This window comes from Pseudolysinimonas kribbensis (assembly GCF_039531715.1).
In the GTDB taxonomy this organism is placed as follows: domain Bacteria; phylum Actinomycetota; class Actinomycetes; order Actinomycetales; family Microbacteriaceae; genus Pseudolysinimonas; species Pseudolysinimonas kribbensis.
The window spans coordinates 408,677-433,300 of sequence record NZ_BAAAQO010000004.1 but is presented as its reverse complement, the minus strand read 5'-3'; the positions used below and the strand labels follow the sequence as shown (position 1 = coordinate 433,300).

27 protein-coding genes are annotated in these 24,624 nt (G+C 71.9%); 18 read left to right on the top strand and 9 right to left on the bottom strand.

Annotated elements, in window-relative coordinates; genetic code table 11:
• Window positions 1-40: 40 nt before the first annotated feature.
• Window positions 41-1,531 (bottom strand): DNA-3-methyladenine glycosylase 2 family protein, encoded by a 1,491-nt coding sequence (locus tag ABD285_RS12690; protein ID WP_344202864.1) that lies wholly within the window; start codon window positions 1,529-1,531, stop codon window positions 41-43.
• A gap of 77 nt (window positions 1,532-1,608) precedes the next feature.
• Between ABD285_RS12690 and ABD285_RS12685 the strand changes: the two genes are divergently transcribed.
• The 4 genes from ABD285_RS12685 (at window position 1,609) to ABD285_RS12670 (ending at window position 5,390) form a co-directional block, all read left to right on the top strand.
• Window positions 1,609-3,015: an FAD-binding oxidoreductase gene (locus tag ABD285_RS12685; protein WP_284255229.1), complete on the top strand. Its 1,407-nt coding sequence runs from the start codon at window positions 1,609-1,611 to the stop codon at window positions 3,013-3,015.
• A 74-nt stretch (window positions 3,016-3,089) separates the two neighbouring features.
• Window positions 3,090-3,716 carry an MDR/zinc-dependent alcohol dehydrogenase-like family protein gene (locus ABD285_RS12680; protein WP_284255230.1) on the top strand — a complete coding sequence of 209 codons (627 nt, stop codon included), beginning with the start codon at window positions 3,090-3,092 and terminating at the stop codon, window positions 3,714-3,716.
• Between the two features lie 32 nt (window positions 3,717-3,748).
• The gene (locus ABD285_RS12675) at window positions 3,749-4,096 is read left to right on the top strand and encodes a hypothetical protein (protein ID WP_284255231.1); all 348 of its coding nucleotides are present in this window, start codon (window positions 3,749-3,751) and stop codon (window positions 4,094-4,096) included.
• A gap of 70 nt (window positions 4,097-4,166) precedes the next feature.
• On the top strand, window positions 4,167-5,390 hold the full coding sequence (locus ABD285_RS12670; RefSeq protein ID WP_344202861.1) for a PrsW family intramembrane metalloprotease: 1,224 nt from the start codon (window positions 4,167-4,169) through the stop codon (window positions 5,388-5,390).
• Between the two features lie 14 nt (window positions 5,391-5,404).
• Here the strand turns inward: ABD285_RS12670 and ABD285_RS12665 are convergent, their stop codons facing one another.
• Window positions 5,405-6,466 (bottom strand): hypothetical protein, encoded by a 1,062-nt coding sequence (locus ABD285_RS12665; RefSeq protein WP_344202859.1) that lies wholly within the window; start codon window positions 6,464-6,466, stop codon window positions 5,405-5,407.
• 145 nt (window positions 6,467-6,611) lie between these two features.
• Between ABD285_RS12665 and ABD285_RS12660 the strand changes: the two genes are divergently transcribed.
• From ABD285_RS12660 to ABD285_RS12645, 4 genes are all read left to right on the top strand, one after another.
• On the top strand, window positions 6,612-7,553 hold the full coding sequence (locus tag ABD285_RS12660) for an NADP-dependent oxidoreductase (RefSeq protein WP_284255234.1): 942 nt from the start codon (window positions 6,612-6,614) through the stop codon (window positions 7,551-7,553).
• Complete coding sequence (locus ABD285_RS12655) at window positions 7,550-7,936, top strand: nuclear transport factor 2 family protein (RefSeq protein WP_284255235.1); 387 nt, start codon at window positions 7,550-7,552, stop codon at window positions 7,934-7,936. Before ABD285_RS12660 ends, ABD285_RS12655 begins: the two co-directional genes overlap by 4 nt.
• 33 nt (window positions 7,937-7,969) lie before the next feature.
• Entirely contained in the window at window positions 7,970-9,214 is a 1,245-nt protein-coding gene (locus ABD285_RS12650; protein WP_284255236.1) for a S1C family serine protease, read from the top strand.
• Between the two features lie 187 nt (window positions 9,215-9,401).
• Entirely contained in the window at window positions 9,402-9,734 is a 333-nt protein-coding gene (locus ABD285_RS12645; protein ID WP_284255237.1) for a hypothetical protein, read from the top strand.
• Between the two features lie 10 nt (window positions 9,735-9,744).
• Here the strand turns inward: ABD285_RS12645 and ABD285_RS12640 are convergent, their stop codons facing one another.
• The 6 genes from ABD285_RS12640 to ABD285_RS12615 all read right to left on the bottom strand — a co-directional run bounded on the left by ABD285_RS12640 (window position 9,745) and on the right by ABD285_RS12615 (window position 16,665).
• A complete protein-coding gene (locus ABD285_RS12640; protein WP_284255238.1) occupies window positions 9,745-10,266 on the bottom strand; it encodes an O-acetyl-ADP-ribose deacetylase in 522 nt (173 codons plus the stop codon).
• 4 nt (window positions 10,267-10,270) lie between these two features.
• A complete protein-coding gene (locus ABD285_RS12635; protein ID WP_284255239.1) occupies window positions 10,271-11,449 on the bottom strand; it encodes a MarP family serine protease in 1,179 nt (392 codons plus the stop codon).
• A 4-nt stretch (window positions 11,450-11,453) separates the two neighbouring features.
• Complete coding sequence (locus ABD285_RS12630) at window positions 11,454-12,749, bottom strand: RNA polymerase sigma factor (RefSeq protein ID WP_344202856.1); 1,296 nt, start codon at window positions 12,747-12,749, stop codon at window positions 11,454-11,456.
• A gap of 3 nt (window positions 12,750-12,752) precedes the next feature.
• The gene (locus ABD285_RS12625; protein WP_284255242.1) at window positions 12,753-13,139 is read right to left on the bottom strand and encodes a YciI family protein; all 387 of its coding nucleotides are present in this window, start codon (window positions 13,137-13,139) and stop codon (window positions 12,753-12,755) included.
• Between the two features lie 109 nt (window positions 13,140-13,248).
• Complete coding sequence (locus ABD285_RS12620) at window positions 13,249-14,940, bottom strand: APC family permease (RefSeq protein ID WP_344202854.1); 1,692 nt, start codon at window positions 14,938-14,940, stop codon at window positions 13,249-13,251.
• Between the two features lie 75 nt (window positions 14,941-15,015).
• Complete coding sequence (locus tag ABD285_RS12615; protein WP_344202852.1) at window positions 15,016-16,665, bottom strand: APC family permease; 1,650 nt, start codon at window positions 16,663-16,665, stop codon at window positions 15,016-15,018.
• 124 nt (window positions 16,666-16,789) lie between these two features.
• Between ABD285_RS12615 and ABD285_RS12610 the strand changes: the two genes are divergently transcribed.
• The 6 genes from ABD285_RS12610 (at window position 16,790) to ABD285_RS12585 (ending at window position 21,280) form a co-directional block, all read left to right on the top strand.
• Entirely contained in the window at window positions 16,790-17,251 is a 462-nt protein-coding gene (locus ABD285_RS12610; RefSeq protein WP_284255245.1) for a VanZ family protein, read from the top strand.
• Between the two features lie 68 nt (window positions 17,252-17,319).
• A complete protein-coding gene (locus tag ABD285_RS12605; RefSeq protein ID WP_284255246.1) occupies window positions 17,320-17,709 on the top strand; it encodes a winged helix-turn-helix transcriptional regulator in 390 nt (129 codons plus the stop codon).
• A gap of 43 nt (window positions 17,710-17,752) precedes the next feature.
• A complete protein-coding gene (locus ABD285_RS12600; protein ID WP_344202849.1) occupies window positions 17,753-20,026 on the top strand; it encodes an LLM class flavin-dependent oxidoreductase in 2,274 nt (757 codons plus the stop codon).
• Window positions 20,027-20,160: 134 nt separating this feature from the next.
• The gene (gene rpsO, locus ABD285_RS12595) at window positions 20,161-20,430 is read left to right on the top strand and encodes a 30S ribosomal protein S15 (RefSeq protein ID WP_284255247.1); all 270 of its coding nucleotides are present in this window, start codon (window positions 20,161-20,163) and stop codon (window positions 20,428-20,430) included.
• Between the two features lie 169 nt (window positions 20,431-20,599).
• On the top strand, window positions 20,600-20,815 hold the full coding sequence (locus tag ABD285_RS12590; RefSeq protein ID WP_284255248.1) for a hypothetical protein: 216 nt from the start codon (window positions 20,600-20,602) through the stop codon (window positions 20,813-20,815).
• 120 nt (window positions 20,816-20,935) lie between these two features.
• Window positions 20,936-21,280: an iron chaperone gene (locus ABD285_RS12585; protein WP_344202846.1), complete on the top strand. Its 345-nt coding sequence runs from the start codon at window positions 20,936-20,938 to the stop codon at window positions 21,278-21,280.
• Here the strand turns inward: ABD285_RS12585 and ABD285_RS12580 are convergent.
• On the bottom strand, window positions 21,277-21,600 hold the full coding sequence (locus ABD285_RS12580; protein WP_284255250.1) for an ArsR/SmtB family transcription factor: 324 nt from the start codon (window positions 21,598-21,600) through the stop codon (window positions 21,277-21,279). The two genes, ABD285_RS12585 and ABD285_RS12580, sit on opposite strands and share 4 nt — an antisense overlap.
• Window positions 21,601-21,660: 60 nt before the next feature.
• Between ABD285_RS12580 and ABD285_RS12575 the strand changes: the two genes are divergently transcribed.
• From ABD285_RS12575 to ABD285_RS12560, 4 genes are all read left to right on the top strand, one after another.
• On the top strand, window positions 21,661-22,941 hold the full coding sequence (locus ABD285_RS12575; RefSeq protein WP_344202843.1) for an MFS transporter: 1,281 nt from the start codon (window positions 21,661-21,663) through the stop codon (window positions 22,939-22,941).
• Between the two features lie 50 nt (window positions 22,942-22,991).
• On the top strand, window positions 22,992-23,408 hold the full coding sequence (locus ABD285_RS12570; RefSeq protein WP_425565065.1) for a helix-turn-helix transcriptional regulator: 417 nt from the start codon (window positions 22,992-22,994) through the stop codon (window positions 23,406-23,408).
• A 9-nt stretch (window positions 23,409-23,417) separates the two neighbouring features.
• Entirely contained in the window at window positions 23,418-23,822 is a 405-nt protein-coding gene (locus tag ABD285_RS12565) for a VOC family protein (protein WP_284255253.1), read from the top strand.
• A 66-nt stretch (window positions 23,823-23,888) separates the two neighbouring features.
• Window positions 23,889-24,614, top strand: coding sequence for a dienelactone hydrolase family protein (locus ABD285_RS12560; protein WP_284255255.1), 726 nt, complete (start codon window positions 23,889-23,891; stop codon window positions 24,612-24,614).
• Window positions 24,615-24,624: the final 10 nt, after the last annotated feature.

Here is a 24,624-nt window from a genome sequence, read left to right as displayed (position 1 = left end):
GGGAGGGGGACAGGCCGCCAGGGCGCAGGATGCCGTGGGGTCAGGCCGCGTCGCGGCGCGCGATCCGCGCCGGACGTGCTCGCCAGAGGTGCAGCGCCGCGTAGGAGCGCCACGGCGCCCAGGCGGCTGCCCGCCGGGCGAGGGGGCGCACGCCGTCGGGCAGCCCGAGCGCTCCGGCGCTCTGCCGGATCACGAGGTCGCTGGCCGGGAGCGTGTCGGGATTGCCGAGCGCGCGCATCGCGAGATAGTCCGCGGTCCAGGGCCCGATGCCGGGCAGCGCGAGCAGCCGCTCCCGCAGTTCGACCGCGGGGGTCTCGACGTCGAGCCGGAGGTCGCCGCGCACGACGGCCTCGGCCGCGCCGATGATCGTCGCGATCCGGGTCGCGGGCCCGCGCAGCACCTCGGGGCCGCGCTCGGCGATCGCGGCGGCGGACGGGAAGGCGCCGCCGCCGAGGTCGGCGACGAGCCGCCCGAGCACGGTGCGGGCCGCCGCGACCGAGATCTGCTGCCCGACGAGCGTGCGGAACAGCGCCTCCTCGCCGTCGGCGACCCCGGCGATCCGGATGCCGGGCACCGCCGCGACGAGCGGCCGCAGCGCGGGGTCGGCGCCGAGCGCCTCGTCGATGGCGACGGAGTCGGCGTCGAGGTCGAACATGCGCCGGACGCGCGCGGAGAGTGCCGGCACGTCGGCGAGATCGGCGAGCCGCGCCTGCACGAGCACGCCCGGCTGGTCCGGGTCGAGCGCGACGCGCACGGCGGCCGGCCCGTGGGGCAGGGCGAGGGTGCGTTCGAAGGCGGTCTCGTCGCCGCTCTCGAGTCCCGGGATGGCGTGGTCGGCGAAGAAGCGCAGGACACCCGCGCCGTCGAAGGGCGGCCGTGCCGGCAGGCGCAGGGAGATCGAGGCGCTCCCGCCGGCCGGGTGGGCGACCGCGGAACCTCGCGGTCCCCGACGGGTGATGGCCCGAAGCTCGGTCGGCGTCGCGCGGTACACCTCGGCCATGGTGTCGTTGAACTGGCGGAGGCTGCCGAATCCGGCCGCGAACGCGATGTCGCTCACCGGCAGGTCGGTCGAGGCGAGGAGCGCGCGGGCGGTCTGGGCGCGGTGGGCGCGCGCGAGGGCGAGCGGGCCGGCTCCGAGCTCGGTCGTCAGCACCCGCGTCAGGTGCCGGCTCGTGTAGCCGAGTCGGCGCGCGAGACCCCCGACCCCCTCGCGTTCGACGACACCGTCCTGCACGAGCCGCATCGCGCGCGAGGCGAGGTCGTCGCGGAGGTTCCAGTCGGGGGAGCCGGGCACGGCATCCGGCTGGCAGCGCTTGCAGGCGCGCAGCCCCGCCTCGTGGGCGGCGGCGGCCGTGCGGTAGAAGCTGACGTTGCCGGGCTTCGGCGTGACCGCCGGGCAGCTCGGGCGGCAATAGATGCCGGTGGAGTGCACGCCGGCGATGAACTGCCCGTCGAAGCGGGCATCGCGCGACGCGAGCGCGCCGTACATCTCGTCGAAGCCTCGCGCGCTCGACGCGTCCCGTGCCGTCATGCCCCCAAGCCTGACAGTGGCCACCGACATCACCTGGCGGGAATCGGACATCAGGATGCCGTGGATAGCCTGAACGGATGAGCACCGAGGCTGCGCCCGTCACCCCGCCAGCGCCCGAGCTGCAGCAGGCCCTGCGCCGGGCGCTCGGCGACGAGGTGGTGCGCACGGACCCGGCGGCGCTCCGCGCCGCGCAGGGCGACCGCTCGGGTCAGGTCTCCGCCACGGTGCCGCTCGCCGTCGTCGAGGCGCGTAGCACCGGCGACGTGCAGGCGGCCCTGCGCTTCGCGACGGAGCACCGCATCCCGGTCGTCCCGCGCGGCGCCGGAACGGGCCTCGCGGGCGCGGCGCAGGCCGGCGGCGGGGAGCTCGTCGTCTCGACGGCGGCGATGACGCGCGTGCTCGAGGTGTCCCGCGACGACGAGCTCGCCGTCGTCGAGCCGGGCGTCATCAACGCCGATCTGAACGAGCGCCTCGCGGGCCACGGCCTGTTCTGGGCGCCCGATCCCGCGAGCCGCGCGATCTCCACGGTCGGCGGCAACATCGCCACCAACGCCGGCGGCCTGCACTGCGTCAAGTACGGCGTCACGCGCGAGGCCGTGCTCGGACTCGAGGTGGTGCTCGCCGACGGGCGCGCTGTGCGGGTCGGGCATCGCACCGTCAAGGGCGTCACCGGCTACGACCTCACGGCCCTGATGATCGGGTCGGAGGGCACGCTCGGCGTCATCACCGAGGCGACCCTGCGTCTGCGCCCGCTGCCGCGGGGCGAGAAGGTGACCATCTCGGCCGCGTTCGACTCGGTGGAGCAGGCGGCGCGCGCCGCATCGGTGATGGTGGCCAGCGGCATCCGGCCCGCGATCCTCGAACTGCTCGACGCGACCGCGCTGGAGGGTCTCAGCGCGCACCTCGGCATCGACCTCGGCGGTCGCGGTGCCCAGCTGCTCGTGCAGACCGACGGCGATGCGTCCGAGCGGGAGGCCTCGGATGCCGAGGCCGTCATCCGCTCGCTCGGCGGCCGCCCCGAACGCAGCGCGGATGCCGCGGACGCGGAGCGGCTGTTCGAGATCCGCCGCGCGTTCCACTCGTCGAACGAGGCGCGCGGCGCGGTGCTCATCGAGGACGTCGCCGTGCCGCGCAGCGCGCTGCCGGCCATGTTCGCGGCGATCGAACGGGTGCAGGCCGAGTACGGCATCCTGATCCCGACCGTCGCGCACGCGGGCGACGGCAACCTGCACCCCAATTTCGTGTTCGAGGCCGACACGGTCGACGGATTCGTCGAGGTGCCCGACCACGTCTGGGATGCCGCAGACGCGCTGTTCCAGGCCTGCCTGCGGCTCGGCGGCACGCTCACAGGGGAGCACGGGGTCGGCATCCTCAAGCGCCGCTGGCTGCGCGACGAGCTCGGCGACGACGTCATGGACCTGCAACGGCGGCTGAAGGCCGTGTTCGACCCGCTCGGCATCCTCAATCCGGGCAAGGCCATCTGAGTGCACGCCGTGGAATACCGGTCCGCATGAACCGGTTGCACCTGAATGACGTGACCACAACGAATCAGATGAACATGCACCGAACCACTTCGAGCCCGCGAACCGGCACCCTGACGGCCGTGCCGGCGTCGTCGCACGCCGGCACGCACCTGGTCGTGCCGCGTCCGTCCATCGGGCGTCTGCGCCTGCGCCCGACCCGGCGCGGTCGCGGCTTCATCGTCGGCATCGTGGATGCCGCGGGGCCCGACACCAACGGATTCGCCCCGCGCGACCGGGTCGCCTGGCGCGATCGCGGTGAGGAGCTGCCCGAGCTGCTGCTGATGGACCAGGACGACGTCCTGGGCGTGCCGTCATGGATCACCGACGAGCAGGTCGTCAGCTACCTCGGGCCCGGCCTCATCGCCCGCGCTCTCGTGCGCACCCGCCCGTTCGCCCGGGGAGAGGACGTGCGCGTCGTCTCCACCGATCCGCTCGTGGCCGAGATGACGGGCGCCTGGGCGCGCTCGCTCGGGGCGCGCGTCGTCGAGCCGGCCGCCTCGGCGGCGGTGGCCATCGAGGACGACGTGCGTTCGCGTCGCGCCGGCTTCGGCAGCCACGGGCGCCTCGCCCAGGCCGCGGTCGAGGTGTTCCAGGCCATCCGTCGCGGGGTGTTCGAGGGCGTCACGACGCTCGGCGAGGCCGACTCGCGCATCGCGGCCTGACCCGCGTCGGCCGCTCGCCGTAGGCTGAGCGCATGGCCGAGCAGGGCGAGGAGCTGCGCGACGAGCTCGTGCCGTTCCTCGGCGAACGCGCGGTGACGATGTTCGCCTTCGCCGTCGCCGATGGCTACCCGTGCGACGAGGTCGCGACGCCGTTGCGCCGCGAGATCGAGGACTCCGGCGACGACCCGCTCGAGCCCCAGGTGACCGAGGCCGAGCGTCTGCTGATCGACTGGGGCCGGCAGCTCGGTGCGGGCAGGCGGGCCGACCGGCCGGAGCTCGATGCGCGCGTCGCCGAGACCTTCCAGCCCCGCCTGCGCGAATTGCTCGCCGACTACGCCGGCACGATCCGCGGGCGCTGCGCCGACGTCGAGCACCCCTGAGCCCGGGAACGCCGGAGCCTTCCGTGTCCCGTCGGCCGACACGGTCGCGCGGCGCGGATATCGTGTGCGCATGACGAGCCCGACCGAGCCCGCGACCACCGCCCCGCAGACCGCCCCGGACGAGGTGCGCGCGAGCACGCGGCACCCGCTGACACCGCCTCCGCGCCGTCCCCGCAGCGTCGGGATCCTGGTCGGCGGCATCGTCGGCTTCCTCGTGGTCGGCGTCGCCCTCCTGCTCGTGATCGCCTATCTCGGGATCGTGCTCGGACCGCCCGCGTTCTTCGTCGCCGGCCTCATGGCGCTCGTGCCGCTCGCGATCGTGCTGCTGGGGGCGCACTGGATCGACCGGTGGGAGCCGGAGCCGATCGGCATCCGGATCTTCGCGTTCCTGTGGGGCGCGGGGTCGTCGATCGTCATCGCGCTCGTCGTGGACTCGGCGGTGCAGATCTTCGTCAAGGCGCACGGGGGAGCCAATGGTGCGACCGACCTGTTCCAGGCCGTGGTGCAGGCGCCGATGGTCGAGGAGGGCGCGAAGGGGCTCGGCGTGCTGCTGATCTTCCTGGTGGCCAACAAGTACTTCGACGGGCCGGTCGACGGCATCGTCTTCGCCGTCACCGTCGCGGCGGGATTCGCGTTCAGCGAGAACATCCAGTACTTCGGCCTCGAGCTGGCGGACCCGCACGCGACCAGCGGGGAGGTGGTGCAGCTCTTCATCCTGCGCGGGCTGCTCTCCCCGTTCGCCCACGCGATGTTCACGTCGCTGACCGGATTCTTCATCGGCCTGGCGGCGCTGCGCGGAGGCCGCTGGCTCGGCGTGCTCTTCGCGATCATCGGCTGGGTGCCGGCGGCGCTGCTGCACGCCTTCTGGAACGGGAGCCTGTCGTTCGTCTCCGACTTCTTCGGCTACTACGTGGTCGTGCAGGTGCCGCTGTTCGTGCTCGCGGTCGTCATGGTCGTGCTGCTGCGCCGGCGCGAGATCCGGCTCACCCAGCTGCGGCTCGGCGACTACGTCGCCGCGGGCTGGTTCCATGCGGGCGAGATCGTGTCGCTGGCCACCCCGGGCGGACGTCGCCAGGCGCTCACCTGGGCCGCGCAGCACCGTCTGCGCCCCGTCATGAAGCGCTACATCCGCGACGCGACGCGGCTCGCCCTCACCCGCAACCGCATCGTCATCGGGCGCAACCGCGCGGCCGCGCAACTCGACGAGGCAGCCCTGCTCACCCGGCTCAGCGCCGAGCGGGGGCGGATCGGCGCGGCGGCCGCGGGCGACCGGGCTGCGCGGGCGGCGGGCTAGCGGGTCGCGGCGCGTCAGAGGTCGAGGAATCCCGACACGATCCACCATCCGACCCATCCCGCGACCACGACGACGCCGATGACGGCGCCGACCGACACGCCATGCCGGAGCCGGGCCCCCTGGGGTGCCACGACGTTCGCCGTGATCGAGTTCGCGACGCGATCGTCGCGGTAGTGCTCGGTCTGGTGCAGCGTCTTCGCCCCGACCGTGTCGATGATCCGGAACAGCCGCTGGTACGTGCCGGGGGCGCTCATGTCGAGCCGGCGCGACGAGTAGGCGAAGAACCAGTCGTCGACGAGCTCCACGTCGAAGGGCGCCGCCTCGTCGATCAGCAACGCCATCAGGTCCGGCGTGAAGACGTACAGGGCGTCGGTCGCGTAGTCCTTCGGGCAGTACAGCGTGAAGTACCGGTCGAAGTCGCCCTCGAGGTGCAGCACCTGGTCGCGCGCGAGGGCGACCGGAAGGTTCGAACCGATGATGCCGTTATTGGCGCGCGAGTCGAGCACGATGTTGGGCATCCGCCGGTCGAGCCGGACCGCGAGGAAGCTCCAGTGATGCGTCGAGCGATTCTTGCCGGAGCCCGTGGTGTAGACGTAGCCGCCCATGTCGAAGAACCGGCCGCTGGTCGACATGACGTGCTCCCGGACCTGCCGCGACGAGCCCAGGCCGAAGATCAGCCCGGGATAGGCGGGCGGGAGGTCCTGGGGCGAGAACGCGAAGCCGTTCGCGCGGGCGAATGCATCGATACGGGCCCAGCGACCCCAGCGGCCGGTGCTGCGGAAGATCGCGCGGACGACGAACACGGCGGCCACGGCGATCCCCCCGATGAAGACGAGGCCCCCGACGGGGAACGAGGCCCCGCCGTGCGCCGCGTCGGCCAGGACACCGCCGATCACGCCGCCGAAGGTCAGCACGAAGAAGCCGCCGACGAGCACCGCGATGACGATCGCGACGATCTGCTGCGCGCCCATCGTGGCCCACGGAGCGCGAGACGCGCGGGCCCGAGCCCGCCAGGCCTGCACGGCCGAGGGCGGCATCGGTGCCGTGAGCGGAGCGAGGTCGAGCGGGGCGGGCATGGAGCCATCCAAGCCGACGCGGGGCGGTTAAAGACTGATCGCCCAGTGGCGGGTCGAAGACTCCGGCTCTTCTGGGCGATCAGTTGACCTACGACCAGGATGCGACCGTCGGGGACGAGCGTCAACCCCTGCGTACGATCGGAGCATGAGTCGCGTCGTCCGTTTCGATCGGTTCGGCGGCCCCGACGTGCTGCGGGTCGTCGATGAGCCGGATGCCGAACCCGGCGAGGGAGAGGTGCGGATCGCCCTCCGCGCCGCGGGCCTGAATCCCGCCGACGCCAAGCGTCGGAGCGCACCGGGAGCGTACGACGTGAGCTTCCCCTCCGGCATCGGCCGCGAGCTCGCAGGCGTCGTCGAGGCGACCGGCCCCCGCGTGCAACGGCTCGTCGCGGGCGACCAGGTGTTCGGCTCGGTGCCCGACGGCGCCTTCGCCGAGCGCCTCGTGCAGTCCGAGACCTTCTTCGCCCGCAAGCCCGAGGACATGTCGTGGGAGGTCGCCGGGGGACTCGCCCTCGCCGGTCAGACGGCGTGGGACGCGCTCGGATCGCAGAACCTGCACGCGGGCGACACGATCCTCGTGAGCGCGGCGGCGGGCGGCGTCGGCGTCGTCCTCGGTCAGCTCGCGGTGCACCGCGGCATCCGGGTGATCGGCAGCGCGTCGCGGGGCAATCACGCCTGGCTGGCGTCGCGGGGCGTCGAGCCCGTCGAGTACGGCGACGGATTCGTGGCCGCGGTGCGCGAACGGGCGCCCGACGGCGCGACGGCCGCCTTCGACCTGCACGGCCCCGAGGCGATCCGGCAGTTCCTCGAGCTGGGCATCGCGCCGGAGCGCATCAACACGAACGCGACCGATCCCGGCCCGTTCGGCATCCGGCGGGTCGGCCGTGGCCCGACCGACCTCGACACCCTCGGCGCCCTCGCCGCACTGGTCGTGAGCGGCCGGATCGAGCTGCCGATCGCGGCGTCGTACCCGTTCGAGCGGGTGCGGGAGGCGTTCGAGCGCCTGGAGACCGGCCACCTGCGCGGCAAGGTCGTGATCACCGGCGACGCGCCGGTGTCGGTGGCGCTCGCTACACCGGAGCCATGACCGACCGACAGCATGTGCAGGACTGGGTCGCCGGCTACCGCCGGGCCTGGGAGTCGAACGCCGAGGCCGACATCCGGGCCCTGTTCACCGACGACGCCGCGTATCGATACCACCCGTACGACGACGAACCGGTCGTCGGCATCGACGCGATCCTCGCGAGCTGGCTCGAGAACCGCGACGAGCCGGAGACGACCACGTGGGAGGTGCGGGCCGTGCACGTCGACGGCGACACGGGCTTCGTGCAGGGCGTGACCGACTACCTGCGCCTGGCCAGGGTGTACGACAACCTCTGGGTGATCCAGTTCGCCGACGACGGGCGGGCGCGCACCTTCACCGAATGGTTCATGAAGCGACCTCCCGTACAGGACGCAGCCACGTCATAGGGTTCACCGAGGTGCCGGCGCTGACATGGGCTCATGGATGACAGCACCCCCGGCCTCGATCAGCAGTCCCAGCCCCCGCAGCCCCCGCAGCACGCTTCGGGCCGGCGCGCCCGCGCGATGCTCATCGCCGGCGTTGCGGCGCTCGCGGTCGGGATCGGCTGCACGGGCATCGGCGTCGCCCTCTTCGCGGGTGCCATCGGCCGCCAACCGGACAACCCGGGTGCCTCGCCCTCCACGCTGCCGGGCCTCTACCGGCAGGGCGACGGTGGCGACGGCGGCGCGGGCGGGGGCGACGGCTCACGCGGCGGATTCGGCGGCTACGGCTTCCGGCAGGGTGACCGCGCGCCCGCCGGCGCCACGCCGGCGATCGCCGCGCAGAAGGCGGGTGTGGTCACGGTGGTCTCGAAGATCGGGTTCGACGGCCGGGAGGAGGCCGCCGGCACGGGCGTCATCCTGACCTCGCACGGTCGGATGCTGACCAACAACCACGTCGTCGAGGGCTCCACCGCGATCGAGGTGACGGTGGAGAGCACGAACGTCACGTACCGCGCCGAGGTCGTCGGCACCGACGCGACGGACGACATCGCCGTGCTCCAGCTGGTCACGGGCACCGGTGCGAACGTGACCGGCCTGACGCCCGCCCGCATCGACCGCGACCGGCTGGCGGTGGGCGATGCCATCACGGACGTGGGCAACGCCAAGGGCACCGGCAACCTGGTCGCCGCGAACGGCACGGTGGCGGCCCTGGATCAGGGCATCCAGGTCACCGACGACACGACGGGTCGCCCGAAGACACTGAGCGGGCTGATCGAACTCGACGCCGACGTCGTCGCGGGCGACTCCGGCGGACCCGTGCTGGATGCCCAGGGCGAGGTCACCGGGATCGCCACGGCCGCCTCGAGCGGCAGCGCCGAGGTCACCGGGTACGCCATCCCGATCTCGACCGCCCTGTCGGTCGCCGAGCGGATCGTCGCGGGCGACGCGAGCGACCGAGTCGTGATCGGCCTCCCGGCCTTCCTCGGCGTCGAGGTCGCGACCGAGCAGCCCGCGACGGGCGCGCTGATCGCGGGCGTTGTCGCCGGCACCCCCGCCGCGGCCTCGGGCATCGGCGCGGGCTCGATCATCACCGCGGTGGACGGCACCGAGGTCGACGGGACCTCGCTCGCCGGGGCCATCGCGGCGCACCGCGTCGGCGACCGGGTGGAGATCGCCTGGACCGACGCGACCGGCGCCGCGCACCAGGCGACCGTCGCGCTCATCGCCGGGCCGGCGGCCTGATTCCCAGCCAACCCCCCCCGTTTCGGGGGTACAGGCTTCCTAGGATGTGGGGATGACCGCAGCGACACTCACTGTCCCGCTGCGCTCGAGCTGTGCGCGATGCGGCTGGGGGGCTGCTGCCGACTCCCGTTTCTGCTCAGCGTGCGGAACCGCCCTAGCGGCGGATCGGGTCGTCGCGCCCCTGGATGTGGCGACGCGTCGCACCATCCAGTTCGGCGCGCTGACCATCCTGGCCAACATCGTCGTCGGCGCCGCCGGCTTCGGCGTCGTGTACGCCGTCTCCGACGCATCGCGGCTGCTGTTCGCCGCCATGGTGCTGGAGGCCCTGCACGTGATCGTCGTGGGAGCGCTGGCGGCCCAGACGCTCCGATTCGGCATCCGGGCGGTGCGTCTGACCCGCGACGGCCGAACGCGGATGAGCGTCTGGGGCGTGATCGGCATCGTGCTCGCCGCGCTCGTGCTGCTCACGCTCGTGCTCTCGTTCGCGGCGGTCCTGACGATGTACCTCGGGGCCCTCTAGCGCGGACGCGTCAGCGCGCGAGCTCGCTCAGCGCCTGATCGAAGGCGGCTTTCGCGCCGTCGCCGAAGAGCACGAAGACGACCGTCTCGACGTCAGTCGCCGCATCGACGACGGTGCGCACGGCGATGCGCGCGGCGTCGTCCATCGGCCATCCGTAGACGCCCGCGCTCACCGCCGGGAAGGCGACCGTCCGGGCGCCGAGGTCATCGGCGACGCGCAACGACTCGCGATAGCAGGAGGCCAGGGTCGCGGACCGGTTCTCGGCGCGGGAGTACACGGGGCCGACCGTGTGGATCACCCAGCGCGCCGGCAGCCGACCCGCCGTCGTGGCGACCGCCCGCCCGGCCGGCAGTCCGTCCGGCAGCGTGGTGGCTCGGAGCTCACGGCACGCCGCCAGGATCTCGGGGCCGCCCGCCCGGTGGATGGCGCCATCCACCCCGCCGCCGCCGAGCAGCGAGCTGTTGGCGGCGTTCACGATCGCGTCGACCGCGACGGTCGTGATGTCGCCGCGCCGGGTCTGGAGGTGCGTCATCCGGTCATCCCCTCGTGCAGGCGCCCGAGGAGACGGACGAGCTCAGCGCCGGCGCACGCTGCACCACCGGGGCGAGCTCATCGTCGGTCATGGCGTAGCCGAGGTTCGCCTGGTCGGAGCTGCGCGCGAACACGATCCCGGCGATCCGGCCGTCGACGGCCAGCAACGGGCCGCCCGAGTTGCCGGGCTTCACGTCGGCCGAAAGCGAGTAGATCTCGCGCACCGTCTGGCCGTCGTCGCCGACGTCGTCGATGCTCGAGCGCGTGACGGCCAGCACGCGCGCGGGGCCGGTCGTGAAGGGTCCGCCGTACGGGTAGCCGTCGACGACCGCGTGGTCGCCGGTGCCGAGCACATCGCCCATCGCGATCGGCGCGACGTCGAGCCCGCGGACGGCGAGCACCGCCAGGTCGTGGTGCGGGTCGAAGTACACGACGCTCGCCTCGATGGCCTGCCCGTTCGGCGCCTCGACGACGGGCTGGGTCACGCCGGCGACGACGTGGGCGTTCGTCACGACCCTGCCGGTCGAGACGACGAAGCCGGATCCGGACTGGTTCTGCCCGCACGCGTAGGCGGTGCCGCTGATCCGCACGACCGACTGCGCCGCGCGCTGCAGCGCCGTGGTGTCGGTCGGCCCGGTCGGAGCCGTCGGGGGAGCCGTGACGCCGCCGGGGTCGGGCAGGCTCGGCAGGCCCTCGGAGAGCACGGTCGAGCGCAGTTGCGCGAGCGCGGCCTCCACCGGGTCCGGTGTGACCGCCGAGATCCCCCTGAGCACATACGAGTTCGCGACGGCGCGGGACAGCAGCGGGATGCCGAGCGCGCCGATCCCGCCCGCGATCATCCCGACGACGAGCGCGGCGACCACGAAGTTCGCGAGGCCGCCGAAGAAGCGGTCGAGTGGATTCAGGTGGTTCCGGCGCCCGCGCAGCGACCGCCCGACGGCGGCGCCGAGGGCATGCCCGCCCAGGAGCAGGGCGGCCGAACTGGCGACGACGAGGAAGGTGCGCCAGAACGGATCGGGCACGATGCCGGCGAGCAGGGGGATGAGGAAGAAGGCGATCGCGCCGCCCGCGATGACCCCCAGGATCGCGCTGACGCTGCGGGCGAAGCCGTTGCGCACGCCCTCGCCGAGGTACACCAGCAGGACCAGGATCAGCAGCACGTCGAGCAGGCGGGCGGCGAGCATGCGCTCAGTGTGCCGTACCGGGCTGGGCCGTTCCTGCCCGCGCGCGGGCCTCGGCGATCCGTCGCTCGAGATGACGGCGCTCGGCCGCGTTCACGGTGAGCGGCAGCGCGCGTTCGAGTGCCGCGAGGGCCGCGGCGGGCTCACCCGCACGCAGCAGCAGCTCGCCCTCGGTCGCGTGTCGCAGGTGGTAGGCGTCGAGGCCCTGGACCTCGTCGAGCGCCGCGAGACCCGCGCGTGGTCCGTCGGCCATCGCGATCGCGACGGCGCGGTTGAGCGCGACGACGGGGGTCGGTGAGCGCCGCAGGAGCAGTTCGTACAGCCGCACGATCTGCGGCCAATCGGTCTCGTCGGCGGTGCGCGCGTGGGCGTGCGCGGCCGCGATGAGCGCCTGCAGCCGATACGGCCCCGGCGGCTCCGCACCCTCGAGGGCCTGTTCCAGCGCTCGGTCGGCGCGGGCGACGGTCGCGAGGTCCCACCGGGTGCGGTCCTGCTGCTCGAGCAGCACGAGCTCGCCGGATGCGTCGAGCCGGGTGTCCATCCGAGCCCGATGGTAGAGCTCCAGCGCGAGCAGTCCGCCGGCCTCCGGGTCGCCCCCCAGCAGGTCGGCCGCCGTGGCGGTCAGGCGGATCGCCTCGTCGGCGAGGTCGAGGCGCACGGCGTCTCCCGCGGAGCCCGCGGACCCGCGCGCGAGGTAGCCCTCGTTGAAGATGAGGTACAGCACGGCCAGCAGCACACCGACGCGTTCTCCGAGATCGGCGGGGATCGTGAGCGGGATGCGCGCGTCGCGGATCTTGCGCTTGGCCCGCACGATGCGCTGGGCGAGCGTCGCCTCGGGCACGAGGAAGGCGGCGGCGATCTCGTCGGTCGTGAGGCCGCCCACGAGTCGCAACGTGAGCGCGATCTGCGTGTCGCGGTCGAGGGCCGGATGGCAGCACAGCAGCATCAGCCGCAGCTGCTCGTCGCCGACGGGGGTCTGCTCCACGATCGGCACCTCCTCCGGAACATCGGGCTCGCGCAGCAGGTCGGGCGCCGCTCGCTCGAGCCGCCGCGCGGCGCTCGCGGCGCGACGCAGCCGGTCGACGGCGATGTTGTGCGCGACCCGGTACAACCAGGCGGCGGGATTGTCGGGGGCGCCGTCGTCCTCCCAGGTCTCGATCGCCCGCACGAGCGCGTCCTGCACGCTCTCGTCGGCGAGATCGAGGTCGCCGAACCGCGCCGCGAGGAGGGCGATGACGCGACCGCCCTCCTCACGAGCGAGGCGGCTGACCCGCAGCCGGATGCCGGCGTCCGACGTCGCCACGCGTCAGACGGACGGGCTGATCGCGCCGTCGTCCGCCGTGCGCGCGAGCAGCGGCCGCACCTCGACGACGCCGTCGACGAACGGCACCCGCTTCGCGACGGCCAGCGCCGCGTCGAGGTCGTCTGCGCGGATCACGTAGTACCCGCCGAACAGCTCCTTCGTCTCCGCGAACGGACCGTCGGTGAGCGAGGTCGCGCCGTCCGAGAAGGTGACGGTCGTCGCCGTCTCGACTCCCTGCAGGCGCCCGCCGGCGATGAAGCTGCCGTCGGCGATGAGGCTCTTGTTGAAGGCGACCCAGCCGGCGATCTGCTCCTCGAACCCGGGCTGACCCGGCACCGACATCTTGGCGTTCGCCTCGGCGTCGGCGGCGAGGATGAGCATGTACTCCATGTGCGTTTCCTTTCGGTCGTCGGCGGGATCCTCCCGCCTCTCGCAGGGATGACGCACCGCCGACGCGGAATCGACAGGATGCCGACGATCTTTTTCTAGTCCACTCGGCCTAGCTCGTGGGCGAGGAAGTGGCCTCCTCCGCACCCTCCTCCTCCGCTTCGGCGATCAGCTCGTCGGTGCGCGCCCTCGGCATCCGGAACCGTAGCGCGAGCACGTAGATGACGACGGTCACGACGGCGTTGATCAGGAAGACCCAGCCGAACAGCTCCGGATGCGCCTCCGGATCGCACAGCCAGCTGATGAGCGCCATCGCCGCGAACCAGGGCAGCAGCCACACGGCACCGGACCGGAAGTCGAGCGTCGGGCGGGAGCCGCGCGCCCGGCCGACGAGCTGCCAGATCAGCAGGATCAGGTACCCCAGGAGGATCGTCGCGAACAGTTTCTGGTTGGTCTGCCAGCCCGCCCAGTACACGATCATGTTCGCGGCGTAGAAGCCGAGGAGCGGGATGACGTCCTTGCCCGGCAGCCGGAACGGCCGCTCGCGCTGCGGCTCCACGCGCCGCAGCGCGCCCACCGCGAGCGGGCCCACCCCGAACGAGATCACGGTGGCGCTCGTGATGAAGCCGACGAGCTGCTGCCAGCTGGGGAACGGCAGCAGCACGATCAGCCCCGCGACGAACGTCACGAGGAGCCCGATCCAGGGAACGCCGTGCCGGTTCCGCCGGGCCAGGAACGCGGGCGCGTTGCCGTTGCGGGCCAGGGCGTAGCTCACGCGCGAGGAGACCGCGGTCGTGATCAGGCCGGTGTCGGCGGGGGAGATGACGGCATCCACATAGAGCAGGAAGGCCAGCCAGCCGAGGCCGGCGATCGTCGCGATGGCGGCGAGCGGGCCGGCGTCGTTGGTGAAGCTCAGCTTCTCCCAGCCGCCGTGGCCGAGCAGCTTCTCGGGCACCCCCAGCGTGAACGCGACCTGCAGCGCCGCGTAGATGATCGCCGTGATGCCGACCGAGCCGATCACCGCGATCGGGATGTTGCGCTTCGGGTTGCGCGTCTCGCCCGCGAGTTCGATGCCCTGCCGGAACCCGACGAACGAGAACACGATGCCCGCGGTCGAGATCGCGACGAAGACGCCCGGGACGCCGCCGGGCGCGAACCCGTGGCTCGTGAAGTTCGCGGGGCTGCCCATCTGCGTCGTGCCGAGCGCGGTGATCAGGAAGACGACGATGACCAGCACGATGATCGCGAGCTTCCACCAGACGAGCACGTTGTTGATCTGCGCGAAGAGCTTGACGCCGAAGTAGTTCAGCAGCACGAACACCGCGAGCAGCACCACGGCGGTCGCGTAGCCGAGCGGCGTGAGCACGTGCTGCACCTCGCCGCCGGCCGTCGCCGCGGTCGTGAACGGCAGGAACCTGGTCGCGTAGGTGAGCGCGCCCTCCGTCTCGATCGCCGGCACCGTCACGGTCGCGACCCACGTCACGAAGCCCAGCGAGAAGCTCGTGAACGAGCCCCAGACGAGATGCGGGTACCGGATGACGCCCCCCGACACCGGGAACATCGGCCCGAGCTCGGCGTACGTGAGCGCGAGCAGCAGGATCAGCACCCCGCCGATCAGCCAGGAGAAGATCGCGGCCGGCCCCGCGATCTTCGACGCGTTGAACGCGCCGAACAGCCAGCCCGACCCGATGATCCAGCCGATGGAGGCGAACAGCAGCCCGAGAGCGCCGATGTCCCGTTTGAGCTTGGGGCCGCCCCCGGTGCCGGTCACGTCGTACGTCGGGCGGTGGTGTGCGGTCGTCATCGTCGAGTTCCCCTCCGGTCTCGCTCTCGACGTTGCTCCCGTGGGGGAGCGTCGCACCGGACTGCCAGCAGGGGCTCAGGCAGCGTCGGTGTCGCCGGCCTCCTTCACGGCGACGGCGATGTGCTCGTCGATGCTCTCCTTCGGCAGCCGGAAGCGCATCGCGAGGAAGTAGATCCCCACCGTCACGGCGATGTTGATCAGGAAGACCCAGCCGAACAGCTCCGGATGGGTGGTCGGATCACACAGCCGGCTGATGAGCGCCATCGCGGCCAGCCACGGCAGCAGCCAGACAGCACCCACCCGGAGGTCGAGGTGCTGATTCGTGCCGCGGACGCGTCCGACGATCCGCAGCACGACGAGCAGCACGTGCCCGATGAGCACGATGACGAACAGCTTCGAGTTGGTCTCCCAGCCGGCCCAGTACACGATCATGTTCGCCGCGTAGAAGGCGAGCACCGGGATGACGTCGCCCAACGGCAGCCGGAACGGCCGCTCGCGCTTCGGCTCGGCCCGCCGCAGCGCCCCGACGGCGAGCGGGCCGACCCCGAACGAGATCACGGTGGAGCTCGTGATGAAGCCCGCGAGCTGCTGCCAGCTCGGGAACGGCAGCAGCAGCACGAGGCCGCCGACGAAGGTGACGACGAGACCCACCCACGGCACCCCGTGGCGGTTGGTGCGCGCGAGCACCTCGGGGGCGTTCCGGTTGCGGGCGAGGGCGTACGACACGCGCGCGGTGGCCGCCGTCGTGATGAGCGCCGTGTCGAGCGGGGAAACCACCGCATCCAGGTAGAGGAGGAACGCGAGCCAGCCGAGCCCGGCGATCGTGGCGATGGCGGCGAGCGGTCCGGCGTCGTTGGCGAAGGTGAGCTTCTCCCAGCCGCCGTGGCCGAGCAGGTGCTGGGGCACGCCGAGCGTGAACGCGAGCTGCAGGAGGGCGTAGATGACGGCCGTGATGGTGATCGAGCCGATGACCGCGAGCGGCACGTTGCGCTTCGGGTTGCGCGACTCGCCGGCCAGCTCGATGCTCTGCCGGAACCCGCCGTAGGAGAAGACGATGCCCGCGGTCGAGATCGCGACGAAGACGCCCCCGACCCCCTCGGGCGCGAATCCGTGGCTCGTGAAGTTCGCCGGGCTGCCCATGCTGGTGGTGCCGAGCGCCGTGATGAGGAAGACGACGATGATGAGCGCGATGATCGCGAGCTTCCACCACACGAGCACGTTGTTCACCCGCGCGAACAGCTTGACGCCGAAGTAGTTGAGCACGACGAAGACGGCCAGCCGCACGACCGCCGTGACGTACCCGAGCGGCGTCAGCACGTGCTCGGCGGTGCCGCCGCCCTTGGCCTGCACGGTGAAGGGCAGGAAGCGGGTGGCATAGGTGAGCGCCCCCTCGGTCTCCACGGCGGGCACGGTGACCGTGCCGATCCAGGTGATGAAGCCGAGCGAGTAGCTCGTGAACTGCCCCCACACCATGTCGGGGAACCGGATGACACCGCCCGAGATCGGGAACATCGGCCCGAGCTCGGCGTAGGTGAGCCCGAGCAGCATGATCATGACCGCCGCGATCAGCCACGAGAAGACGGCGGCGGGTCCGGCGATCGTGGATGCCGTGTAGGCGCCGAACAGCCAGCCCGATCCGATGATCCAGCCCACCGAGGCGAACAGCAGGCCGAGCCCACCGACGTCGCGGCGCAGACGGTGGTGGGGGCGGGCGGCTGTCGTCATGGGGATCCTCCGCTGCGACAGTGGCGGGTCGCCGCCCGTGTCGAGGATGGCTCCGAGATGCTTCCCAGCCGGAGTGGGGCGTTCGATACGCGGCCGATAAGGTGCGCCGTGAAGAGTGGATGCCGTGATCCGCCAGCATCCCCTCCTCACGACCGCGACCGCGCTCTACCTCGCGGTCGTCGGCTGGGTCACCCTCGGACCGCAGCCGACCGGCCTGGTGCGCGCCGCGGGGGTCTGGCAGCTGCTCGGGTTCGTGCGCGAGCACCCGTCGCTGTCGTGGATCACCTACGCGCTCATCGAGTTCAGCGCGAACGTGGCGATGTTCCTGCCCGTGGGGGTGCTGCTCCTGCTGCTGATGGGGCGCCGGGGCTGGTGGGCCGCGATCCTGACCGGCTTCGTGCTGAGCGTCGCGATCGAGGCGGCCCAGCTGTTCCTCCCGGGGCGGGTCAGCGACATCCGGGATCTCGTGGCCAACTCGCTCGGCACGGCGCTCGGGGTGCTCCTCGCGCTCGTCATCACCCTGCCGGCTGCTCTGCGCCGCCGGCGGGCGTCGCGGCCGCGGACCGGAGAGGTCCGGCTCGCCTGAGGGGCGACCCATCGGTCGGGGTCGAGGGGCATCGGGCGTCCGAGTGCGACGCGCCTTACGATGCGTAAGTGACTTCTCTCCCGGCGGATGCCGCGCCCGATCCCGGTTTCGAACAGATCGACGACGCGCTCTGCCGTGCCTTCCAGGCGCATCTCGAGGTCGTGGGCCGTCGATGGAATTCGGCGATCCTGCTGGCCGGGGCGCGGGGGGCGACGCGGTTCAGCGAATACCGTGCGATGGTGACGGGCATTTCCGACCGTCTCCTGGCCCAGCGCCTGACCGAGCTGCAGCGCGAGGGCCTCATCGTGCGCACGATCGTGCCGACCACGCCCGTGCAGGTGCGGTACCGCCTGACCGAGCGCGGTCGGTCGCTCATGCGGGTCTTGCAGCCGATCGTGCGATGGGGCATCGACGAGACCGACGCGGAGCGTCCTCGCTTACATGAGGTAAGCGGCTAACGCTCCGTTTGACCCGGCGGTGGGTCGGGTCGACGCTGAAGGCATGCCCGACTACGGTCACCCTCTGCGCTTCGGAACCTTCCTGACCCCCACCAACGCCGCGCCCGAGCAGCCGGTCGCCCTCGCGCAGCTGAGCGAGAGCCTCGGCTACGACCTCGCGACGTTCCAGGACCACCCCTACCAGCCCGCGTTCCTCGACACCTGGACGCTCATCAGCTGGGTCCTGGCCGAGACCGAGACGATCCACGTGTCGGGCAACGTCCTCAACGGGCAGATGCGCCAGCCCGCCATGCTCGCACGGAGCGCGGCGAGTCTCGACCTGTTGAGCCATGGCCGCTTCGAGCTCGGCCTCGGCGCGGGGGGCTTCTCCGACGCCGTCGCCGCCATGGGTATGCCGCTGCGCACCGCGGGCGAGGCCGTGTCGGCACTCGACGAGGCGATCGACATCATCCGCGGCATCTGGGACGTCTCCGAGCGCAGACCGCTGCGCATCGCGGGGGAGTACCACCACGTGGACGGCGCCAAGCGCGGGCCGGCACCCGCCCATGACATCCCGATCTGGCTCGGCGCGATGAAGCCACGGATGCAGCGCCTCATCGGGCGCAAGGCGGACGGCTGGCTGCCGACGTACCTCTACCTGCAGCCCGGCGACCTGGCGCGCGGCAACGAGATCATCGACGCCGCCGCAGCGGGTGCAGGGCGCGACCCGCGGGAGGTGCGGCGCCTGCTCAATATCGGCGGCTCCTTCCTTCCCGAGCGCCGTGACACACTGCAGGGCCCGCCTTCGTCATGGGTCCACGACCTGCTCCCGCTGGTCGTGGAGGACGGCGTCTCGACGTTCATCCTCGCGAGCGACGACCCGTCGACGATCCAGAACTTCGCGCTCGATGTGATCCCGCTGCTGCGCGACGCCGTGGAGGAGGCTCGTGCCGGCGCCGGCACGAGCACCGGCCGCGTCCGCCCGGCGGCGGCGCTCGCGCGGCGTCGCTCGGGCATCGACTACGACGCGGTGCCGGCATCGCTCGCCGAGGCCGCGATCGAACCGGGCGACGTCCGCTACGCCACCGTGCGCAACACCTACCTGCGCGGCGGCAGTCCGGGTCTCGTGCTGCCCGTGCGCGACGCGGAGCAGGCCGCCGAGGCGCTCGGCTTCGCGCGAGCCCAGGCGGGACCGCTGAGCCTGCGCAGCGGCGGGCATGGCATCAGCGGCCGCTCGACCAATGACGGGGGCATCGTGATCGACGTCTCGGCGCTCAACGCGATCGAGGTGCTCGACGAGGCGACGCGGCGCGTGCGCGTCGGTGCCGGTGCGCGCTGGATGGATGTCGCGGCCGCCCTCGAGCCGCACGGCTGGGCGCTCACGAGCGGCGACTACGGCGGGGTCGGGGTGGGGGGTCTCGCCACCGCGGGAGGGATCGGCTGGTTCGCACGAGAGCACGGGCTCACGATCGACCGCCTGCGGCGCGTGGAGCTCGTGACCGCCGACGGGCGTCTGCTCGGTGCGTCTGAGGACGAGAATCCCGATCTCTTCTGGGCGATGCGCGGAGCGGGCGCCAACTTCGGGATCGCGACGTCGTTCGAGTTCGAGGCCCACGAGGGCGGCGACGTGGGCTGGGCGCAGCTGGCCTTCGACGCATCGGCGGCGCCCGGGGGACCGGCGGGCGTGCTCGAGACCTTCGGTCGCCTCATGGAGGCGGCGCCGCGCGACACGACGCTGTCGTTGCTGACCGGCGGGCGGTCCGGCAGCGAGCAGCGGATCGTCCAGGTCTTCGGGGTCGTGCACAGCGACGACCCCGACACCGTCGTGGCCCGGCTCCGACCTTTCGCCGAGCTGGGACCGCTCGTTCAGCAGTCAGTGCAGATCGCACCGTACGCCTCGGTGATGTCGCAGAATGTCTCGCCGGCGCCGCACCAGGGGCAGGGTGAACCGCACGCTCGCTCCGGCCTCATCGAGCACCTGAGCGCCGACTGGGCGCAGCGCGCGACCGAGCTGCTGGATCGCGGCCTCAGCTACTTCTTCCAGCTGCGGTCGGTGGGCGGCGCCGTCGCCGACGTACCGCAGGACGCGACGGCCTACTCGACCCGCTCCGCCAACTTCTCGGTGGTCGCCCTGGGAGCGCCGGGCCGGGGGCTCGACGAGTACTGGGATGCGGAGCTGCTGCCCCTCTACGACGGCATGTACATCTCGTTCGAGACGAGCCGCGATGTCGCGCGCATCGAGCGCGCCTGGCCGGCGGCGACGCTCGCGCGGCTGCGGACCCTCAAGGGCGAGTGGGACCCGCAGGGAGTGTTCCGCGACAACTTCGCGCTGCGCTGAGGCCGGGTCGGGCCACGCGGCACCCTCGTGTGCTCTGCTATTCTCGCAAGGTTGCCGTCACGACGGCCGCGGAATGAGAGAGCCGCCCCACCCGGGGGCAGGCACCGCGCAACGAGAGGAAGGGGATCCCATCTATGGCACTCGATTCTGAGACCAAGAAGGCGATCATCGACGAGTACGCGACCACGCCGGGCGACACCGGATCCCCGGAGGTCCAGGTCGCGATGCTCACCAAGCGCATCAAGGACCTGACCGAGCACCTCAAGGAGCACAAGCACGACCACCACTCGCGTCGTGGTCTGCTCCTCCTCGTGGGACAGCGCCGCCGCCTGCTGGGCTACCTGCAGGACATCGACATCGAGCGCTACCGCTCGCTGATCGAGCGGCTGGGTCTTCGCCGCTAGCGGCGAAGACCGTCGGGCAGCGCTGTCTGATCGAATCGGCCACGGCCGATTCGATGCGTCGATAGTCGATCGATACCGCGACCTTCTTCGACGGGCCGTTCTCCTGCGGGAGGGCGGCCCGTTCGTCGTTCTCGGCGAGGGATTGCACGCGAGCACCTACGCTCGGAGGGTGACCGACGAGCGCCGCCCTCCGCTGCGGCGGATCAGCATCCTGCGCACGGTGATGTTCGCCGGCGTCGTCATGCTCGCCTTCCTCGCGTTCGACCCCTTCTTCGGGATCTTCCGCTACCTGTTCCGCGGCATCCTGTTCCTCGGGGTGCTCGCCTTCGCCGTCAGCTACCTCTGGCCGCTCCTCGTGCGCATTCAGCGCGCGCGACGGCGCTGACGCCGATCCATCTGACGCGAATGCCCTGTGCAGGCTCCGCACACCGGGCATTCGCGTCAGCTCGATGAAGGCGGCCTCAGCGCGCGCCGGTGCTGACGCTGCGCGCGATACCCTCGGAGCATGGCCGCAGCGAGCACCGTCGAGCAGTACATCGGAGGATTTCCTCCCGAGGTCAGGGTGCTGCTGCTCCGGCTGCGCGAGACGATCCGCCAGGCCGTGCCGAACGGCGTGGAGACGATGGTGAACGGGATGCCGACCGTCATGGTCGAGGGCCGCCCGGCCATCCAGTGGACGGCCTCCAAGAAGCGCTTCGACATCCACGACACCGCGGGCCTGCCGTCGGCGCTCGAGCGGGAGCTGGGGGAGTACCGCGACGGCGACGTGCTGCAGTTCGCGTACCGCAAGGAGGTGCCGTTCGAGGTGCTGGGCGATCTCGCGAAGCACCTCGCGGCGACGCCTCGCTAGGCGCTGTTCAGCACCCCGTCGAGCAGTCCGGGGAACCGCGACTCGACGATGTCGCGACGCAGTCGCGCGTCCTTGTTGCGGCCGCGGAGGCGGTACTCGACGAGGCCCGCCTCGCGCAGGGTCCGGAGATGATGCGACACCGTCGACTTCTGCAGGTCGAGACCCCAGTTGTCCAATCCGCAGGAATGCCACTGATCGTCCCCGAGCACGGTCAGCATCTGCAGCCTGTTCGGGTCGGCCATCGCCTGCAGCACGTCGGTGAGCTGCATGTCCTCGGCGGCCGGCGGATCCGGCGGCAGGTGAGGGGCGTCGTCGCCCATGTCGGCCCTCCTGGGTAAAATAGTTTGACGAACATCGAACTATCGCGCTAGGTTGACAGTATGACGAACGTCGAACAATCCTACTCCCGCTCGGGGCTCATGATGCGATGGGCGATCCTCGCCTTCGCCTTGTTCCTGATGGGCACCAACAGCTTCGTCATCGCGGGCGTCCTGCCGCAGATCGCCCACGACCTGCAGGTGCGCACCACCGACATCGGCTTCACGATCACCGCGTACGCCCTCGTCGTGGCGGTGCTCGCTCCCGCGGCCGCCGTCACTCTCGCGCATCTCTCGCGCACCACCCTCATGGTCGCGGGGCTCGCCGCCTTCCTCGTCGGCGTCGTCATCGCCGGCATCGCGCCCGACTACGCGATCTTCGCGATCGGCCGGGTCGTCGCCGCTGTCGGCGGAGCGGCGCTCGTGCCGACCGCCACCGCGGCGGCAGCGGCCATCACGTCGCCCGAGCGCCGCGGGCAGGCGATCGCCGTCGTCGGCATCGGATTCACCCTCGCCAGCGCGGTCGGCGCTCCACTCGGCACCGCGCTGTCCGCCGTGATCGGCTGGCGCGCCGCGATGCTCATCGTCGCGGCTCTCGCCGCGCTCACCATGCCGCTGCTCGCCTTCGGCGTGCGTCGCGTGCCGCTCGGCGCGCCGATCTCGCTCGCCCGGCGTTTCGCCGTGCTCCGTGACGGCCGCATCCTGCTGCCGCTTCTGACGACCCTGTTCATCGCCGCCGGCTTCAACCTGCTCTACATCTTCAGCTCGGCGGTCACCGGTTACACCGGGACGGCGCTCGCCGCGCTGCTGCTCGTCTACGGCGTGTTCGGGATCGTCGGCAACACGATCAGCGGACCGCTCACCGACCGCTTCGGCAGCCGTCGCATCGGCATCGCGTTCATGGTCGTCGAGACCCTCGCGCTGGCCGCCGTGGCCCTGGTCGGGCACAGCTTCGTGGGCCTCGTGATCGCGTTCGTCGTGTGGGGGCTCTCGGCGTTCGGGTCGGTGATCCCCGTGCAGCACCGCCTGCTCGCGGTGGACTCGCGCACGGCGTCCGTCGCGATCTCGTGGTTCAGCACGGCGCTCTACCTCGGGATCGCGATCGCGCCGCTGGCCGGGGCGGCCTCGCTGTCGGCGGGCGACACGGCGCTCATCCCGGTGTTCGGCGCGGTCGCGACCCTGGTCGGACTCGTGGCGTTCGTGGCCGGCTACGCGCTGCGCGGGCGTCGCCAGAGCGCGGCCGAGGAGACCGCGGCGGTCGAGCTGGCCGAGGAGGCGGAGCCGCCGGGGCAGGGGGCGGCGCAGCGGGAGACGCCCCAGGAGGCGGCTACCCTCGGGTCGTGACCCCCGAGCGGCTCGCGCAGCTGACCGCGCTGCGCCGCGCCCGCGACCTCATGGACCGCGAGTACGCCCGTCCACTCGACGTCGCCGCCATGGCCGCGACCGCGTTCATGTCGCCCGCCCACTTCTCCCGGCAGTTCCGGGCGGCCTACGGCGAGACGCCGTACGGCTATCTCATGACACGACGCATCGAGCGCGCGATGGCACTGCTGCGGGGCGGGATGAGCGTGACCGACGCCTGCATGGCGGTCGGGGCGACATCCCTCGGCTCGTTCAGCTCGAAGTTCAGCGAGATCGTGGGCGAGACCCCGAGCGCGTACCGCGCGCGCGAGCACGCCGCGATCGAGGCGATGCCGGAGTGCTTCGCCCGCATCCTGGGTCGGCCGCCGTATGTGCGGGCCGAACTGCGCGACGCGTCGAGGGGGCAGTCGAGCAGGATCGAAGAAGCCGCCGCCACGTCGCGCACCTAGCGTGGCGGCATGAGCATCGCAGTCCAGTACATCAACATCACCGTCCACGACGTCGACGCGGCCCTTCCCTTCTACCGGGACGGTCTCGGCCTCGAGGTGCTGAACGACGTCCCCGCCGGCGAGCACCGCTGGCTCACGCTCGGGAGCCCCGAACAGCCCGACGTCGCCCTGGTGCTGAGCGATCCGCACGCGGGCCGCTCGAAGGCGGACGGCGACCTCGTCGGGGAGCTGCTCGCGAAGGGCACCCTCCTCGGCCCGATCATCTTCCGCACCGACGATCTCGACTCGACCTTCGAGAAGGTGCGCCAGACCGGCGCCGAGGTCATGCAGGAGCCGTCCGACCAGCCGTGGGGTCCGCGCGACTGCGCCTTCCGCGACCCGTCGGGCAACCACGTGCGGATCAGCCAGGCCTGACCGCCGCGCGGTCGTGCCCGACCACGGTCGGGTGACTCGTCAACGACGTGCGGTAGCGTGCGCCCCATGGGACGCATGGTCGACATCGGGGGCGTGGACGTGTACCGCGCCGAGGCCGTCGGACCGCTCACGGGCGGTCTGATCCTCATCGAGGAGATCTGGGGCCTGGTGCCCCACATCCGGGCGGTGGCCGATCGGTTCGCCGGCGAGGGCTATCTCGTGCTCGCACCGGAGCTGCTGGGCGACGTTCTCGGCTCGGCCAATGGGCAGGAGCTGATGGAGGCGCGCAACGACCCGGATGAGGCGCGCCGCACCGCGGTGCAGCCGCAGTTGCGCGAGCTGTTCTCCGGCATGCAGGACTCGGCGTTCGCCGCAGGCGCCGTCGCCAAGCTGACGAAGCTCGTCGACGCGCTCGAGGCAGAGCCGGGCGTCGACGGCCGGATCGCCGTGCTCGGGTTCTGCTTCGGCGGCACCTACGCGTTCGCGCTGGCTGCGGCCGACCCGCGGGTGAGGGCGGCCGTGCCGTTCTACGGCACCGCCCCGGCCGCCGGCGACATCGCGAAGGTCGGCTGCCCCGTGCATGCCTTCTACGGCCAGCAGGACGAGCGGCTGATCGCAGCGCTGCCCGGGGTGCGGTCGGCGTTCGCGGATGCCGGCAAGGACTTCACGGCGACGGTGTACCCGGATGCCGGCCACGCGTTCTTCAACGACACCAACCCGCACGCCTTCAACGCCGCCGATGCGGCCGACGCGTGGCAGAAGGCGACGGCGTTCCTCGCCGCGCACCTCTGACACGCGGCAG